12 protein-coding genes are annotated in these 18,415 nt (G+C 46.9%); 2 read left to right on the top strand and 10 right to left on the bottom strand.

Annotated features, from left to right (window positions below; all coding sequences use genetic code 11):
* Window positions 1-59 precede the first annotated feature (59 nt).
* Window positions 60-812 (bottom strand): pseudouridine synthase, encoded by a 753-nt coding sequence (locus MTR11_RS17365; RefSeq protein ID WP_243328137.1) that lies wholly within the window; start codon window positions 810-812, stop codon window positions 60-62.
* Between the two features lie 342 nt (window positions 813-1,154).
* Here MTR11_RS17365 and MTR11_RS17360 point away from each other — a divergent pair, with 342 nt between their 5' ends.
* Window positions 1,155-2,420: an NRAMP family divalent metal transporter gene (locus tag MTR11_RS17360; RefSeq protein WP_243328136.1), complete on the top strand. Its 1,266-nt coding sequence runs from the start codon at window positions 1,155-1,157 to the stop codon at window positions 2,418-2,420.
* 108 nt (window positions 2,421-2,528) lie between these two features.
* Here MTR11_RS17360 and rapA read toward each other — a convergent pair whose 3' ends face one another.
* Window positions 2,529-5,438, bottom strand: coding sequence for an RNA polymerase-associated protein RapA (rapA, locus tag MTR11_RS17355; RefSeq protein WP_243328135.1), 2,910 nt, complete (start codon window positions 5,436-5,438; stop codon window positions 2,529-2,531).
* 560 nt (window positions 5,439-5,998) lie between these two features.
* On the opposite strand from rapA, the gene MTR11_RS17350 reads away from it, so the two are divergent.
* Window positions 5,999-7,375: a PhoH family protein gene (locus MTR11_RS17350; protein ID WP_006742346.1), complete on the top strand. Its 1,377-nt coding sequence runs from the start codon at window positions 5,999-6,001 to the stop codon at window positions 7,373-7,375.
* Window positions 7,376-7,441: 66 nt separating this feature from the next.
* Here the strand turns inward: MTR11_RS17350 and tldD are convergent, their stop codons facing one another.
* The 8 genes from tldD to MTR11_RS17310 form a co-directional block, all read right to left on the bottom strand.
* Entirely contained in the window at window positions 7,442-8,887 is a 1,446-nt protein-coding gene (tldD, locus tag MTR11_RS17345) for a metalloprotease TldD (RefSeq protein WP_047009150.1), read from the bottom strand.
* A gap of 11 nt (window positions 8,888-8,898) precedes the next feature.
* The gene (locus MTR11_RS17340; protein WP_104969835.1) at window positions 8,899-9,720 is read right to left on the bottom strand and encodes a carbon-nitrogen hydrolase family protein; all 822 of its coding nucleotides are present in this window, start codon (window positions 9,718-9,720) and stop codon (window positions 8,899-8,901) included.
* Window positions 9,721-9,753: 33 nt separating this feature from the next.
* Window positions 9,754-13,635: a YhdP family protein gene (locus MTR11_RS17335; protein ID WP_243328134.1), complete on the bottom strand. Its 3,882-nt coding sequence runs from the start codon at window positions 13,633-13,635 to the stop codon at window positions 9,754-9,756.
* A gap of 12 nt (window positions 13,636-13,647) precedes the next feature.
* Window positions 13,648-15,117 (bottom strand): ribonuclease G, encoded by a 1,470-nt coding sequence (gene rng / locus MTR11_RS17330; RefSeq protein WP_005381138.1) that lies wholly within the window; start codon window positions 15,115-15,117, stop codon window positions 13,648-13,650.
* An 18-nt stretch (window positions 15,118-15,135) separates the two neighbouring features.
* Window positions 15,136-15,705, bottom strand: coding sequence for a Maf family protein (locus MTR11_RS17325; RefSeq protein WP_048626847.1), 570 nt, complete (start codon window positions 15,703-15,705; stop codon window positions 15,136-15,138).
* 4 nt (window positions 15,706-15,709) lie between these two features.
* Window positions 15,710-16,198, bottom strand: coding sequence for a rod shape-determining protein MreD (gene mreD, locus MTR11_RS17320; RefSeq protein WP_243328133.1), 489 nt, complete (start codon window positions 16,196-16,198; stop codon window positions 15,710-15,712).
* Window positions 16,188-17,087, bottom strand: a complete 900-nt coding sequence (gene mreC / locus MTR11_RS17315; RefSeq protein WP_046873599.1) for a rod shape-determining protein MreC — start codon at window positions 17,085-17,087, stop codon at window positions 16,188-16,190. Before mreC ends, mreD begins: the two co-directional genes overlap by 11 nt.
* 150 nt (window positions 17,088-17,237) lie before the next feature.
* Entirely contained in the window at window positions 17,238-18,281 is a 1,044-nt protein-coding gene (locus MTR11_RS17310) for a rod shape-determining protein (protein WP_005381144.1), read from the bottom strand.
* Window positions 18,282-18,415: the final 134 nt, after the last annotated feature.

Here is an 18,415-nt window from a genome sequence, read left to right as displayed (position 1 = left end):
CATCAACCACAGTAACGAAATAGCGAACTAGAAAGAACCGTTGTTGACTGCGGTTGGCATTAAGGGTGTGGCAACGTTTTATAATCAGGCAATGTACGTTCTGGCGAAAAATAGTTAAAGATCGCCGCCTCGGCTTCAGGATAAAAGTCACAAGGTACAAAAATACTACTCAGCTGATCCGTAGCTGGGTGATAAAAACTTAGCTCCGCAGCGTGCAACTCTAAACGCTCTGAAAACTGATACGCCTCTTCAGTTGCATAAAACTCATCACCAATAATCGCATGACCAATCGCCATCAAATGCACGCGCAACTGATGCGATCGACCAGTAATGGGGAGTAACCGCACAACGGTCGTATGGGTGCCATCTGGATGCACTTCACGCTTCACCACTTGGAATAAAGTTTGAGATGGCTTGCCGTCGTCGAAGCATACTTTTTGTCGCGGACGATTTGGCCAATCACAAATTAATGGAAGGTCAATATTCCCTTCTTGCGGCTCGACATGCCCCCAAACACGTGCGTAATACACCTTGTGGGTGAGACGATATTGGAACTGCTTTTTTAATGCTCGCTCCGAAGGTTTGTTTTTCGCCAGCAGCATCAACCCTGATGTCGACATATCCAAGCGATGCACTACTTGGATTTCTGGATGCACTTCCTTGAGGCGGCTCCACATGCTGTCGTAATGCTCTGCAAGGCGACCAGGAACAGACAGCAATCCTGATGGCTTATTCACTGCCAGAATGTCGTCATCCTCAAAAACGATATCGACCCAAGGGTCGGTGGGAGGGGTATATTCAAGCATTGCCATGGGAGATCTCTACAAAATAAAAACGCCGCGATTATATACCCAAATAGCACCCAGATGCAGGGTTCTGAAGAAAAGTTCAAACCAATAAAACAAAGTCAATCCTTTAGCATAAAAAATAAAAATAGCACGTTGTAAATTTAGTTTGACAACAAGACGCATAACTGAATAGAGTGCTAGATGCACACAGCATGATATTCGCAAAGAATACTTAAAATAAAGACATCAAAACACAGCATTTAAAAGACATTACCGTTGCGCAGTATAGGGCGAGCGCTCAGCTTGTCATGCACTGCGGTATGTATCTCTTTAGAAAGATACATAAGATAAAAAGGACAATAAGCAATGGACTCCGCCGTTATAGATAAACCCCAATCCAAACTTTCCTTATTTTTTCGTTCGCTAGGCCCCGGCATATTAATGGCATCTGCTGCGGTGGGTGGCTCTCACCTCGTCGCATCAACCAAAGCTGGTGCGATTTATGGCTGGCAATTGGCTGCACTGATTCTGCTCGTAAACCTGTTTAAATACCCTTTTTTCCGAGCGGGCGTACAGTACACCATGGGGACAGGGCTCACCTTGGTTGAGGGCTACGCGAAATTAGGTCGGCCTTATCTATGGCTATTTCTATTTCTGAGCGTGGTCTCAGCCGTAATCAATACCGCCGCTTTGTTGATGTTTAGTGCTAGCTTGCTGGGCTACTTCATTCCGTTTTCACTATCAATGGCATCACTCAGTATCATTGTGATTGTCACCTGCCTGATCATATTATTTGCTGGCCATTACAAAGCGCTCGATACGCTATCTAAGGTGATCATGTCGGTGTTAACCATCGCGACTTTACTTGCCGTTTCTATCGCCTTTGGTAACCCTGTTGAGCAAGTGGCCAACTTCGAGCCACCGTCACCTTGGTCTATTGCGGCAATTGGCTTTATCGTCGTAACAATGGGCTGGATGCCAGCACCGATAGAGATCTCCTGCTTGACCTCTGCGTGGTTAAAACGCCAATCAAGCCAGCAAGAAGTAACGTATCGCTCTGCTCTATTTGACTTTAATGTCGGTTACATTGGCACGGCTTTTCTTGCCATTATCTTTGTATCGTTAGGTTCTTTGATGCTCTATGGCTCTGGCGTTGCACTTGAAAGCTCAGGCGTTGGCTTCTCCCATCAATTAGTTGGCTTATATGCGGCAACAATTGGCGAATGGTCTCGTTACTTAATCGCGGTAATTGCGTTTTTCTGTATCTTTGGCAGCACGATTACCGTTATTGATGGCTACTCACGCGTTATTTCTGACTCTCAACGTCTACTGCGCTCACAACCAGACACTAACCCTAAAGCCACGTCAGCGATCATGCTGGTGGTCGCCTTACTTGCATTAGGTATTGTGGTTTTCTGGGCTTCTGCGTTATTGCCTATGCTGAACTTTGCGATGATCCTCGCCTTTATGACCACGCCATTCTTTGCTCTGCTAAATTACACATTAGTGAGCAAAACCGAGTTACCTGAAACTTTGGCTGTTGGACCTAAATTGAAGTGGTTGTCGATTGCAGGCCTGATTTACTTGTTTGGCTTCTTGGCTGTGTTTATCTGGTGGAAGTGGTTGATGTAAATGAGGTAGCTATCAGTGATTAATGCATTCCGCATAAAGAAACTAAACCGCAAATAAAGAAAAAGGTCTTCAACTGAAGACCTTTTTTAATGAGCAATAAAAACTTACTTAGTTGTGGCTTACCACAATCAAACGTAGCGAGTCGAGCTGCACTTGAGCTTGGTTGATGTAACCAGTGAGCTCTTTAATTTGTGCATCGATAGCTTCAATTTCTTCGTCACGAATATTTGGGTTCACCGCTTTAAGTGCTTGCAGGCGCTCAAGCTCCGCATTCAGGCTATGCTGCATATCTTGATGAGCTTGTTTGCGTACTTCCTCAACCTTCGCTTCGATAAGACTATCCCCCGCTTCGATTAAGCGGTGTACGTCTTTCTGTACCGACGTGACCAACTTGCTGCCTAAGTGGCGATTTACAGGGCTGAGCTGGCGGTTAAAGCTTTCAAATTCCACTTGAGCAGACAAATCATTACCACGCGAGTCCATCATCAAACGGATTGGCGTTTTCGGTAAGAAGCGCGCGATGCCACTGCGTTTTGGCGCTTGCGCATCTACCGCGTAAATCAACTCAAGAAGAATGGTCCCGACTGGTAACGCTTTGTTTTTCAGTAGAGATACCGCAGACGTCCCCACCCCTTCACTCATCAAAAGATCGATACCACCCTGGATCATTGGGTGCTCCCAACTGATAAAGTGCATATCTTCACGAGATAAAGCCGTATCACGATCAAACGTGATCGTCGCCCCTTCGTATGGCAGGCCTGGGTAGCTTGGTACCATCATGTGCTCAGATGGGGTCACAATCAGTGCGTTTTCACCTTTGTCGTCTTGATTCAAGCCAATCGTGTCAAATAGAGAAAGTGCGAAGGTGACCAGATTGGTATCGCCGTCGGTTGATTCAATTTTCTCAACGATTTGTTGTGCTTTTTCCCCGCCATTTGAATGCATTTCTAATAGGCGATCACGGCCTTGCTCCAATTGGGATTTCAGCTCTTTATTCATTTTTGCGGACGCTTCAATGATCTCATCTAGCGTGCTGGTATCACCAGAAGCAAGGATTTCAATCAGATCATCAGAGTACTTATCGTAAACGGCACGGCCTGTTGGGCAAGTTTCTGCAAAAGCGTTTAAACCTTCATCAAACCAGCGAGCAAGAATGGCTTGCGAGGTACCTTTCAGGTAAGGAATATGAATGTCGATGTCGCGGTTCTGGCCGATACGGTCCAAACGACCGATACGTTGCTCAAGCAAGTCAGGGTTGAACGGCAAGTCAAACATGACTAATTGGTTGGCAAACTGGAAGTTACGGCCTTCAGAGCCGATTTCACTACAGATAAGAACCTGTGCACCACCTTCTTCTTGCGCAAAGTACGCGGCTGCTTTGTCACGCTCAAGGATCGACATACCTTCATGGAAGACGGTCGCACGAATGCCTTCACGCTCACGCAGTGCTTGCTCCAATTGTAGAGCCGTACTTGCACGAGAGGCAATCACCAGAATTTTCTCGCTGCGCTTCTCTTTTACCTTTTCAAGTAACCAATTCACGCGCGAGTCAAACTGCCACCAGCTTGCATCATCGCCTTCAAATTCTTGGAAGATCTCTTCTGGGTAAAGGTTCTTCATTGCACGTGCTTCCGAACTCATCTTACCGCCGATCATCCCAGCAACACGCATTGACGTGGTGTATTGCGGTGGAATATCCATTGGCATCAGGTGCACGTTACGCGCAGGGAACCCTTTGATAGCCGCACGTGTGTTACGGAACAGAACTCGTCCCGTACCGTGACGATCCATCAAGTTGTCGATCAACTCTTGGCGCGCAGACGCTTTCGCTTCTTCGTCCGCTTCACTTTCGATAATGCGGAAAAGTGGTTCTACGTCTTGTTCAGACAACAACTCAGTAATCTGGTTTTTCGCTTCATCAGGCAGTTTTTCACCAGAGAAAAGTGAAGTAATCGCATCCGCTACAGGTGCGTATTGCTCTTCTTCCTCGACAAACGCTTCATAATCGTAGAAACGGTCAGGATCCAGCAAACGCAGACGAGCAAAGTGGCTCTCACGACCAAGCTGTTCTGGCGTTGCCGTCAGTAACAACACTCCAGGAGTACGTTCAGCTAAACCTTCTACCACTTGGTATTCACGGCTCGGTTTATCTTGGCTCCACTCAAGGTGATGCGCTTCATCGACAACTAATAGGTCCCATTCGCCTTCCAGTGCTTGTTCAAAACGCTTGCGGCTCTTGCGTAGGAAGTCTAAAGAACACAGCACGTATTGCTGGGTATCAAATGGGTTTTCTGCATCCGCAAAAGCTTCGATACAGCGCTCTTCGTCAAAGATAGAGAAATGCAGATTGAAACGACGCATCATCTCAACCAGCCATTGATGCTGCAGTGTTTCAGGCACCACAATCAAAATACGTTCTGCACGGCCAGACAGCACTTGCTGGTGAATGATCATGCCCGCTTCGATGGTTTTACCCAAACCAACTTCATCCGCCAACAAGACGCGTGGCGCGTGGCGACGGCCAACTTCGTGCGCGATGTAAAGCTGATGAGGGATCAAACCAGCACGCATACCACACAAGCCACGCATTGGGCTCTTATGCTGCTCAAACTGGTTGGTTAGCGCACGGTAACGCAGAACAAAGTTGTCCATACGGTCGATTTGACCGGCGTACAACTTATCTTGAGGTTTATTAAAACGAATTTGGTTGCTCAGAAAAATCTCACGCAGAACAACGGCGGTTTCTTGCGTGTCTTCACGAGTACCGAAATAGGTGTATAGACCTTCATCTTCCAGTACTTCTTCAACTTTTAGAGACCAACCTTCTTGGCAGTCGATGACATCACCAACGTTAAAGGTGACTCGGGTAACAGGTGCATCGCTACGTGCGTAAACTCGGTTTTCCTCTGACGCTGCAAACATCAATGTCACAGTACGAGCATCCATTGCTACAACGGTACCTAAACCTAAATCGCTTTCCGTATCGCTAATCCAGCGCTGCCCCAAAGCAAATGTCATGAATTGACTACCTCGTTATTAGTTCTTGATTCGTGTTTCTTGTTGGTCTACTCATGCCCGTAGGCATGGGTAATAGTTTAGATCTGATTCTGGCTTCTGCTATGCCGATAGCATTCGTCATTCCAGTATGAACTGAGTATTTTTAAGCCAGCTCAACATGATAAATCGGACGTAGCCTATACGCAGAAAAAGGTCGCTAATCTTACTTGAAGCTGTGATTTAGGTCACGCCGAAACCGCATCAAGCGGAAACTTTTTTTCCCAAACTATAAATGCAATCAAATTGTAAAATACTCATGCCAATTATTAAGTTGTAGAACGTAAATATTACGTATACTTCTAGTGAGGGGCGTTTAAAACCATTGCATATGATTTAAGCGCGTTAGTACACGATTAGGATCAACACGGGTTTGCAGTAAGTTGTCTTGCTACTCGGTTGCACACTAACCGACATCAGCCCGACAACCTCTATTGCAAGCAATCAGAGTTAGGCCGCTTCACACCTATTTGAGAACGACCTAACCACTCGCATGCAGAGCCGTATTACGGCAAGGAGACGCTATGGGCGATACCGATCGGAAACTGTTTGTACTTGATACCAACATTCTTCTTCATGAACCCTTTGCCATCTTCTCTTTCCAAGAACACGATGTCGTTATCCCCATGACCGTGTTGGAAGAACTCGACCGAATCAAAGACAGCAAACGCGATGTCGCAAGAGACGCTCGCGTGGCTATTCGCGCTTTGGAAGATTTGTTTAAAGAAGCAACGCCCGATGAAATTTCTGAAGGTATTCCTGTTTCTAAAGACAGCCCCGACCAAGGCACCATTTCCATTTTGGCGGATTTTGAACTGCAGGAAACCGTCAAAGCCTTCGCCGACAAAGCCGGTGACAACCGCATACTCAATGCGGTGCTTTATCTGCAAAACAAACGAGCACCACGTGAAGTGGTACTGATCACGAAAGACATTAACATGCGTCTGCGCGCCAAAGGCGCTGGCGTACGTTTTGTTGAAGACTACCGAACCGATCAACTGATTGACGACATTCAATACCTCACCAAAGGTTTTCAACTGCGTGAGGGGGACTTCTGGAGTGATATTGAGGAAGTAGAAAGTTATGCGCTGGGCGGAAAAACCTATCACAAGCTCAGTCGTGAACCTTTTGAACCAACCTTTATTAACCAATATGTGATTGATGAAGACAGCGACTTTGCTGGCCGCGTAGAAACCATCAATGAAGACAAATTAACGCTACTCGACCTGAGCCGCGAACGCATGATGCACCGTAAGGCTTGGGACATCACACCAAAAAATATCTACCAAGGAATGGCGTTGGATGCCTTACTTGACCCGGATATTGACCTGGTGATTTTAACCGGTGCCGCTGGTAGTGGTAAAACGCTATTAGCCATGGCAGCAGCACTGGAGCAAACGATTGAAAAAGGCATGTTCGATAAAATTATCGTGACGCGTAACACGCCAGACATCGGTGAATCCATCGGCTTCCTACCCGGCTCAGAAGAGGAGAAAATGATGCCGTGGTTAGCGGCGGTGACCGATACCTTGGAAGCGCTACATAAACACGATCACTGCACTGAAGGCTCATTGAAGTACATCTGCGATAAAGCCAATATTCAGTTTAAATCGATCAACTTTATGCGTGGCCGTTCTATTCAAAATGCGTTTGTGCTGCTTGATGAGTGTCAAAACCTCACCGCTTCACAAATCAAAACCATCATCACCCGCTGCGGCGAAGGAACCAAGATCGTCTGCTCCGGTAACTTGGCGCAGATTGACTCTCATTACCTCACCCCAGTGACATCAGGGTTGACGTACATGGTTGAGCGCTTCAAGAACTTTGAAGGCAGCGCAAATATTCACCTCAACGGAGTGGTTCGTAGCCGCTTGGCGGAATTTGCTGAAGAAAACCTGTAATTGACACCGACTCACAAAGCAAAAGAGCGCTCTAATGAGCGCTCTTTTTATAACGATTCGACTGAGTTACTCAGTGCCACCCACTGTCAGTGAGTCCAGCTTCAAGGTCGGCTGACCAACACCAACAGGCACACTTTGACCTGCTTTACCACATACGCCAACGCCCTTGTCGATACTTAGGTCGTTACCGACCATAGACACTTGCTGCATTGCTTCGATACCAGAGCCAATCAACGTCGCACCTTTAACAGGGCGCGTAATTTTACCGTTTTCAATCAAGTATGCTTCGGATGCAGAGAACACAAACTTACCCGAAGTAATGTCCACCTGGCCGCCACCAAAGTTTGGCGCATACAACCCTTTCTCGACCGTCGAGATAATTTCTTCTGGCGTATGTTCACCTGGAAGCATGTAGGTGTTGGTCATACGAGGCATTGGCAAATGTGCATACGACTCACGACGACCGTTACCTGTTGGGTTCACACCCATTAACCGCGCGTTTAGCTTGTCTTGCATGTAACCTTTCAGCACACCATTTTCGATAAGCGTGTTGTACTGGCCATTCACCCCTTCATCATCCACATTGAGTGAACCACGAAGGTCTTTTAATGTACCGTCATCAACAATGGTACACAGTGAAGACGTCACTTGTTGACCCATTTTGCCAGAGAAAACCGAAGATTCCTTACGGTTAAAGTCACCTTCTAGGCCATGACCTACCGCCTCATGTAGCAATACGCCTGGCCAACCTGAGCCCAATACCACTGGCATCATGCCTGCTGGCGCGGCTTCTGCTTCAAGGTTAACCAACGCCATGCGAATCGCTTCGTCTGCATAATGGAAAGCTTGTTTCACACCATTGCTTTCCGTTAAAAAGAAATCGTAACCAAAACGGCCACCGCCACCAGCGCTACCTCGTTCACGTCGTTCACCTTTTTGAGCGAGCACGCTAATAGACAAACGTACCAAAGGACGAATATCGCCTGCATAAGTACCGTCTGTTGCCGCAACAAGCATCTGCTCATGCACACCGCTGATGCTGATCGAGACTTCTTTAATCAATGGTTCTTTAGTGCGGATGTAAGCATCTAGAGACTTAAGTAATTCTGTTTTTTGCTGCTTTTCCCATTCAGCTAGTGGATTCACAGCCGCGTAGTACGCTTGGTTCTCCGTACGTTTAAACGCATGAACTTTGCCATTTTGCCCTTGCTGAGCAATACCGCGCGCCGCCATTGCACTCTGCTTCAGGCCTTCAGGCTGGATTTGATCAGAGTAGGCAAAGCCTGTTTTTTCGCCAGTTACGGCGCGGACACCAACACCACAATCAATGTTAAAAGAGCCATCTTTGATGATGCTGTCTTCTAGAACCAGAGACTCATGCCAGCTGGACTGAAAGTAAATGTCCGCATAATCGATCTGGCGCGTCGCAATGCTGGCAAGCGTGTCAGCAATGTCTTGTTCTGTCAGACCATTTGGGGCAAGGAGTGCCTGTTCTATTTGGTTTGTGCTCATAGTTAGCTCTTTTATTTCCGTCTCAATTCATTTTGAAAGCGACTGTGTTGAGTCAGCGGCATATTCTGCCTTACTTGTTGGCTTTGTGACAAATCTATCTCTGTCACTAACAAGCCTACTTCATCCTGAAGCTGCTTATGGATACGTCCCCAAGGGTCAACGACCATCGAGTGTCCCCATGTTTTTCGTCCACATGGATGCGTTCCAGTTTGTCCGCTTGCCAAAATCCAACATTGTGTCTCAATCGCTCTAGCTCGCAATAATACTTCCCAGTGAGCTTGCCCCGTCACAGCGGTAAACGCAGCAGGCACCACAATGATATCCGCGCCTTCTTGGCGTAATACTTTATAAAGCTCAGGGAAACGAAGATCGTAACAGATGCTCAATCCAACGCTGCCGATATCGGTTTCCGCCACTACAATTTGATTACCCGCCATAAACGTATCCGACTCACGATAACTACCATAACCATCGGCTACGTCGACATCAAACATATGCAGTTTGTCATAGTGAGCAATGCATTTACCGTGCGGCGGCAATACAAGTGTTGTGGTCGTGACACCTTTTGCGGTTTGAATGGGCATGCTTCCGACAATCAGTGTTAACTGGTTCTTTCTTGCGATTTCAGAGAGCCGCTGTTGTATCATGCCACTCCCAAGTGGCTCTGCATGCTGATGGTACGCTTCGCGGTTGGCAAACAGCACCGTATTTTCAGGGGTAAGGACAAGCTTGGCACCTTGCTTACTCGCCAAAGCACACTGTTTTTCAATAAAGTCCAGATTCGCAGTGATATCTGGACCCGATGTCATTTGAATAATGCCAACACGTTCCATGTGTTTCCTCCCTATTCCATTTTAGTCGGTGAGTTATTTCGCCTGTTCACGCAGCTTTTCTGGTAGTTTGTATTCACCTTTACTTCGAGAAATTTCTTTTACCGTTGGAGAGTCTAGTGGTCCTTTCACTTCATAATTGACTTGAGTGAAGACCTCAACCACCGGAGAAATCACTGTTGAGATGGCTAAAACATACAACGCGGTTTGTGGTGCTACTGCAAACGCGGTCAGCATTGGTAGGCCTGATGTGATGTCTGGGGTGAACTTCACTTCCGCATCGACCATTCTGCTGTTCATATTGGCGATGCCGCGGATCTGCATTTCCCCTGCTAACGCATCCATCACGATATCGTTGGTGATAAATACGCCATCTTGGATTTTGCCCGTGCCTGTGATCGAGTTAAACGCCATGCCTTTGTCGAATACGTCGGTAAAGTCGAGCTGCATCTTACGGATGATAGAATCCAAACTGAACAAGCCTAACAAGCGTGCCGCACCACTGACTTCACTGATCACGCCTTTACCAAATTCCGTTGAGACATTCCCTTGCAAGGTTTGTGTCTTCATCGACCAAGGCGCGCCGTCCCATTCCATATTGGCATTGATCTCAAATGGTGCCTGCTGAATACCTGATGTGATACCAAAGCGCTCCATAAGGTCAGTGTTGTTATCACCTTTCATTTTCATGGTTAAGTTGGAATGGCTATTCTCTTTTGTCAGGTCCCACCAACCGCTCATATCAATACGGTTTTTGCCGCTGCTAAAGGTGATATTTTTCCACTCCAAACGGTTCTCGCGACGCTGTAAATCAACATTCACCTTCCCCACTTTGTAACCTTGCAACCAGAAATCATCGATGTTCAAAGTTAAGTTTGGCATCTCAGCGTGAAACTGGCGGTCAAAATTGGTAATCAAAGGTGCGTTTTGATCCTCACTGGCAAAGAGCGAGCTACGCTCTTTGGTCATCTCTTCAAACCCTGGAATATACAGGTGCAAGTGCTCCAAAGAGACCGATAAGTCATACGGTTTCAGATAGTTAGCCTTACCTTTAACCTCTTGACTGTCCACATCGAGTTGCCAGCTCAAATTCTTTTTGCTTGCGGAGAAGTCCACATCATGAAACTCAATCCCACCAAGCTGCAAGTTTGGCGTTTCAACATCAATCCGTGTCGGCAATGGAATACTCGGCGTCTTCATGCTTGCCAAAACAGATGAGGATTGCTTACCTTCCGAGCCCTGAACCAGCTCTGCCCACTGGTCTAAATTAAGCTCAGCGACACGCACTGATGCATCGTGTCCGACAATAGGGCTGATCCTGAAACCACCTTTGCCGACCATTAAATGAGTCGCCGTCAGAACAGGTACGTCGCCAGTTATATCTATCTCGGTTTGATACTTAGCATTTGGTATCTGTAGTCTTGCTGAAATACTTTCTTGGTTGCCGGATGCCTGTAGTTTTGCTTGCCCGGACTCGCCAACTTGTTTCGCTAGCGGATAGGGATATTGACTCGCTAAACGATTTAGCTGCGCCAACACATCAAGTTGATAGGTGAAGCCTACATCATTAAGTTGTAAGTCAATGTCCATTTGCCACGGCGCATGCCCAGAAACAAGCTTTAACCAACGCTCACCAACATAAGGTTTGAGAGGCTCAACGTCCCAATCCCCTAATGTATTAATCGTCACATTGTAGCCCTGTTCCGCACTCTCACCACGAAAATCGAGGGAGATAGGCTGGGTAAGCAACTCTGCAGACAAACCCGATGTGGTGACCACATCATTATCGAAGTGGATACGCCCTGTGGCTTTCTCCAGCGTCATTGGCGGCGCTTCAATATCGACACGGTTTTCTGTTAAATCGGCATAACCCCAAGCACGGGACTCTTTTTCAAAATCAAACGGAATGTTGAGCTGGAACTCAGAGTAAACCGGACCACTCACTTGCAGCGCCGTCAACGCTGCCCCGACCGAGTCCACCAATGGCGTCGCCATCATGTAGTCACGAACTTCATTACCCGGCGCGCTCGCTTTGGCTTCAATCTCAATGTGTCCACCTTCCGCCAACTCAGGGATTCGCCCAGTAATACGCTTGGCATGAACACCATTTAGCGTGGCGGACTTTGAATCCAAATACATGGCATCATTTTCAAACAGCAAGTCCAGCTGCAGATCCGTGATGGTTGGCCACGCCGTATCAAAGCTAAATTTCGCGTCTTTTAAACCGACCCACGCCTGAAACATGCCATTATGATCTTTGTAAGGAAAATCCCCTAACTCGCCATACCACAGCAGCTTAGCCGTATTCACTTTACCGCCTTGAATCGCAGTCGATAGGTAATCCGTTAAGTCTTGTCCGAGTGCCAGAGTCGGCAGGTAACGCCATGTTTCACCTGCGTTATAAAGATCCGCCTCAGCATAAAACGATAAAAATGGGCTTTGTTCTTTTGGAAAATCAAGACGGAATGCTCCTAGTACTTGAAGATCCGGTGTCGCTGCCGTCACTTTATCAGACCACAAGCGCCAGCCACTCTCATCTTGTTGCCAGATAATATCGACTTCACCTTGTTTGATATTCAGCGGAGCTTGAAATACATCACCGTACGGAAATACATCATCAATGACGGTTACTTTCGCTTTTGCCTGATCTAAATCACCAGATACACTGCCCTGCACATGATGGAATCCTGGTAGCAGTTCCCATTGCGTCATCGCAAGTTCATCCAGTTCCGCGGAGTAGCGTAACGTGTCTAAACCACCGTTCATGGACAAGCGAACATCTTCAACTCGGCCTTTCGGTGCCAATTTGTTGATAAGGTCACTGGTCGATTCTGACTCTGGAGCCAATTTGATGAGCGGAATAAGTGCTTCGATATCGAGTTGAGAAAGGTTGAGCGTCCAACCATTCGGTTGCCAATCAAACGCTGCGTCTAATTCCGGCCAAGGGGTGTTGTCGGTTCGGATCCGAAGTGAGTGACCATTTACTTTCCAACCTTGTTTATCTGGTCGAAGGTTGAAAATACCTGACTCGATAAACAGCTCATGACGACCGTTTTCATTCCACACCAGCTCAGAAGGCAACAGTTCAACATACGCATCATTCGGTTGGCTGTGTTTCAGCGTCAGCCAAGTGTTTAAGCTGACCTTACCCGACTCAGCACCCGACTCTTCTTGCATGTAAGTGGTTAACCAAGGCGTCACTGAGACATCTTGGGCGCTCACGTAAAACTCACCAGACACATCACGCAGCGAACCATGGTCTTTAAAGTTAGCGCTCACTAACAATGAATTCAGACGAACATCGGCAATGTTCACGGTGCCTTCTGCTAAGTGGTGCTTGCCTTGGTTGCTCCAACGGAGCTGCTCGATATCTAAACGGCGAGTCTCACCAGATACCGATTTATACCAAATCCGTGAGTCGGTAATGGTGAAGTCTTCAAACTGACGTAAAAGAAGTGAGTCGAGTTGGTCGATGAGCTTCACTTCGCTCTTGTCCACACTCGGCTCCTGCTCTTGACGACTAGAGGTCGGCAGAATGTCTACGGTGTGAATATCCAGAGCAAGGTTATGGATGGTAAGGTCAGCAACCACCGGTTTGAGTTGCAAAAGAGATTGAATGAGATCGAATTCAATTTGGATTTCTTCAACGGCAAAGCGTGCATCCTGAATATTCGGCAGGTTCGCTTCTAAACCGAGTAGCGCGATCGAGGGGTGATTATTGCGCCACGTCCCTGCGACGTTGGCGATAGAAAAGTCAAAACCTGTGTCCTGCTTGACCCAGGTTTTGATCTCATCTTGGAAGTGGTTAAGTTGTGGCAATGTGACGCGCAGTGTGGTTACTAATATGGCCAATAACACCAGTACAGTAACTAAACTCCACGCACAAAAACGCCCAAAACGGTTAACACCAGAATTCACAAATGTTCCAAATTACATCATTACGACGTCAAACTGTTCCTGAATGTACAGGGGCTCAGCCTGAACTCGCACTTGCTTGCCAATAAATACTTCGAGCTCAGCCAATGCATGAGACTCATCACCCAACAGCGCTTCAGCAACAAACGGCGATGCGTACACAACAAAATTATCGGCGTCGTAAGCACGGTTTACACGAGTAATCTCGCGTAATATCTCAAAGCACACAGTTTCAACCGTTTTCACGCTACCACGGCCCTCACAAGTAGGACAGCCAGAACACAAGATATGTTCAATACTTTCTCGTGTGCGCTTACGCGTCATCTCGACTAAGCCGAGCTGAGTAAAGCCGTTGATGTTGGTTTTTACTCGATCTTTAGCCAGTGCGGTTTCCAATGAGGTAAGCACTCGCTGACGGTGCTCTTCAGACGCCATATCGATAAAGTCGATAATGATGATGCCGCCGAGATTGCGCAAACGCAGCTGACGAGCAATAGCCTGAGTTGCCTCGATGTTGGTATTAAAGATGGTCTCTTCAAGATTACGACGACCAACAAATGCACCAGTGTTGATGTCGATAGTTGTCATAGCTTCAGTTTGATCAATGATCAAATAGCCACCCGACTTTAGCTCAACCTTGCGCTCTAAGGAGCGCTGAATTTCATTCTCGGTGTCGTACATGTCAAAGATTGGCTTGTCACCTTCGTAAAGCTCAAGCTTGTCTGTTAACTCAGGTACATACTCAGAAGTGAATTCTTTCAGGTTTTCATATTCGAGGCGGGAGTCGACCATGATTTTATCGAGCTCTGTGCCGACAAAATCACGCAGAATACGCTGGGCCAAACCAAGCTCCCCGTAAAGCGTTGAACGCGTTTTGTATTTTGAACGACGCTCCATGACTTTTAGCCACAAACGCTTAAGAAATGCCGCATCTTGAGAAAGCTCTTTTTCATCTGCGCCTTCCGCTGCGGTACGAATGATAAAACCACCGTGCTCATCACAGTAATGATTCACCACTTTTTTCAGACGCTCGCGCTCTTTCTCACTCTCAATACGCTGCGAAACACCGACATGACTGGCCCCCGGCATAAAAACAAGATAACGCGAAGGTAAGGTGATATCCGTCGTTAAACGCGCGCCTTTCGTACCGAGCGGATCTTTGACCACTTGTACAACAATGTCTTGCCCCTGACGTACCAGCTCAGAGATATCACGGACTTGAAACTGCTGTTTTTCGTTCTCTGCCACACATTCGGTATGCGGGACAATATCTGACGCATGTAAAAACGCCGCTTTATCTAAACCGATATCGACGAAAGCCGCTTGCATACCTGGCAGTACTCGGCTGACTTTGCCTTTGTAAATGTTGCCCACAATGCCACGACGCGATTCGCGCTCGATATGTATTTCTTGTAGTACTCCACCTTCAATCATGGCCACACGAGTTTCACTCGGGGTCACGTTAAGCAGCAATTCTGCACTCATGTGCACACCTCAAAACAATTATAAAAATTCTTGAATTAGCTGATCGGTTTCGAACAAAGGTAAGCCTACTACAGCGTGATAACTGCCTTCGATTCGGGTGACAAATCGCCCTCCGAGTCCCTGAATACCATAACTTCCAGCTTTATCGCATGGCTCTCCTGACTGCCAATATTGTTCGATTTCTTCGTGAGTCAGTTGTTTGAACCACACGTCAGTGGTGACGACCACTGAATGTTGTTGTTCCGATGATACGACGCTCACCGCAGTCATCACTTGATGACGACGACCGGATAAGTCAGTAAGCATACGCTTTGAATCTTCAAAACTTTTTGGTTTTTCTAGCACACGGTCATCGCATACTACGACCGTGTCAGAGCCCAATACAACGGAATCAGGCTTAGCTAATGCTAAGCCTGCCTGAGCTTTTTCCAAAGAAAGACGCAGCACGTACTCTCGTGCCTGCTCATGAGCCTGTTTAGCTTCCTCAATATCAGGCAATACGATCTCAAAGTCATAACCTAGTTGAGCAAGCAGCTCTTTTCTTCTCGGAGAACCCGAAGCGAGAACGAGAGATAAGCTTTTCTTCACCGCTTTACCTTACGTGCCATGCACGACGAACTCGTCGCATTAATAAAAACATCCATGGCCAAAGTATACAGTTTATTGCTGCCGTCCACAGAGATAATGGATTAAATACTACGTCCTGGTTCAAATATTCCCCACAGAATATCAAAACTTCCAATAACGCAGTAAAAAAGGCAATTAAAATCGACTGTTGCCACAATGCCATGTTACGAATCAATAGGAAATTCAACGCCACCAGATAGATGACAATCGACATCATCATGCCGCGAATTCCAAGCGTTGAGCCGATCAAAATATCCCATAATAAGCCCAGCACTAGCGCGGTTCCAACGTTCACTCGGTGCGGCAGTGCCAACACCCAATAACACGTGACAAGGAACAACCATGATGGACGTAAAACATCCAACACACCTGGCCACGGAATGGTTTGCAATACCAGCGCAACGAAGAAACTGACACCAATCACCATTCGGCTACTCATTACATTATTGGCCATCAGTTACCTCTTGTTCTTCTTGCTCTAACCCTTCTTCCACATTGGATCGCAGCACTTTGTGTTGACGATCTTCATTCGGCCAAATCAGCAGGAGGTAACGTAAACGATCAAACTCTACAACTGGCTCAGCTTTGATTGACGCAAACTCTTGGCGCGTATCGTGATCCACATTGGTAACCGTCGCGACTGGGTACCCTTCTGGGTAAATCCCACCTAGGCCGGATGTCACCAGTAGATCGCCAACCTGAATATCAGTACTGGTTGGAATGTGCTCCAGTTGGATTTCATCCATTTCACCATTGCCCGACGCGATCACTCGAATATCGTTACGGATCACCTGGACAGGAATCGCATTTTTCGCATCCGTTAGCAACAGAACACGTGCGTTGTGCGCTGCGACAAACGTGACCTGACCAACAATGCCTTTTTCGTTGATCACTGGCTGTCCGACGTACACACCGTCTATTTGTCCTTTATCAATCACCACTTGATGACGATAAGGTGAAGTATCAACCGCCATCACTTCAGTTACGACTTTCTTTTCATCCCGGACAAATGAAGAGCCTAACAATTTGCGTAGACGTTGGTTTTCTTCTTTATACTGATCGAGCAAGATCAGCTCGCTTTTCAGGCGTAGCACTTCTCGCTTTAAGTTGCGATTGCCTTCAACTAATGCCTGACGAGTATTAAAACGTTCAAATACGCCATCGAACATGCTGCGAGGCAAATTGGCTGCGTATTGAATGGGCGCAACCATACTGTTCAATAAGTATCGGACGTTGGAAAACGTATCTAGACGACTATCAGCCAGCATTAAGCTCGCCGACACGATGACAGCAAAAAACAGACGTAATTGCAGAGACGGACCTCTGCCAAAAATCGGTTTCATCTTGTTTTTGACCTGATTGCTTCCATGATTATTGAGCCTTACTTGGCAACCTAAAAATACTTAAATAAATACTTTTAGGTATGGAGCATGTTTGAATTACAGAGAGAGCAGAAATGAAGGTGAAGCCCGACATGAGCTTCACCTAAACCTTTATTCTTCAGAGAACAGATCGCCACCGTGCATATCGATCATTTCTAGTGCTTTACCGCCACCACGCGCAACACACGTTAGTGGATCTTCCGCGATAACCACAGGGATACCGGTTTCTTCCATTAATAGACGATCGAGATCTTTCAGTAGCGCGCCACCACCAGTCAGAACCATGCCGTTTTCAGAAATGTCTGAAGCAAGCTCTGGTGGACACTGCTCTAGTGCAACCATGACTGCCGAGACGATGCCAGATAGCGGCTCTTGAAGCGCTTCTAGGATCTCGTTTGAGTTCAAGCTAAAGCTGCGTGGCACACCCTCTGCAAGGTTACGACCGCGAACTTCAATCTCTTGAACTTCATCGCCAGGGTAAGCAGAGCCGATTTCGTGTTTGATCTTTTCAGCCGTTGCTTCACCAATTAAGCTGCCGTAGTTACGACGTACGTAGTTGATCACGGCTTCATCAAAGCGATCACCACCGATACGTACAGACGATGAGTAAACCACACCGTTTAGAGAGATAACCGCAACTTCAGTTGTACCACCACCGATATCAACCACCATTGAACCTGTCGGCTCAGACACGCGCAGACCAGCACCAATTGCCGCCGCCATTGGCTCGTCGATTAAGTAAACTTCACGCGCACCAGCACCGAGTGCTGATTCACGAATTGCGCGGCGCTCAACTTGGGTAGAACCGCAAGGAACACAAACAAGAACACGTGGGCTTGGCTTTAGGATGCTGTTGTCATGCACTTGTTTGATAAAGTGCTGAAGCATTTTTTCGGTTACGTAGAAATCAGCGATTACGCCGTCTTTCATTGGGCGGATAGCGGAAATGTTGCCAGGTGTACGACCAAGCATCTGTTTTGCTGCGTGACCGACTGCAGCAACGCTTTTTGCAGAACCTACACGATCTTGACGAATAGCAACTACAGAAGGTTCATCAAGGACAATACCTTGCCCTTTTACATAAATTAGAGTGTTGGCTGTACCTAAATCGATAGATAGATCGTTAGAAAACATGCCACGAAGTTTCTTAAACATACTCTTCGCTCATCCTGCAAAAATATAGAAGACAAAAATTGCTCTAAATGTACCAATGCCTCGCTGTCACAGCAAGGTATTGGTACACAAACATGAGCAGAAAGCCTCAATTTCTTGCAGTTTCCTAACTTAAG

This window comes from Vibrio sp. CCB-PB317, assembly GCF_022808245.1.
Taxonomy (GTDB): Bacteria; Pseudomonadota; Gammaproteobacteria; order Enterobacterales; family Vibrionaceae; genus Vibrio; species Vibrio diabolicus.
The sequence above is the reverse complement of the archived record's forward strand: the minus strand, read 5'-3'. Positions and strand labels throughout refer to the sequence as shown.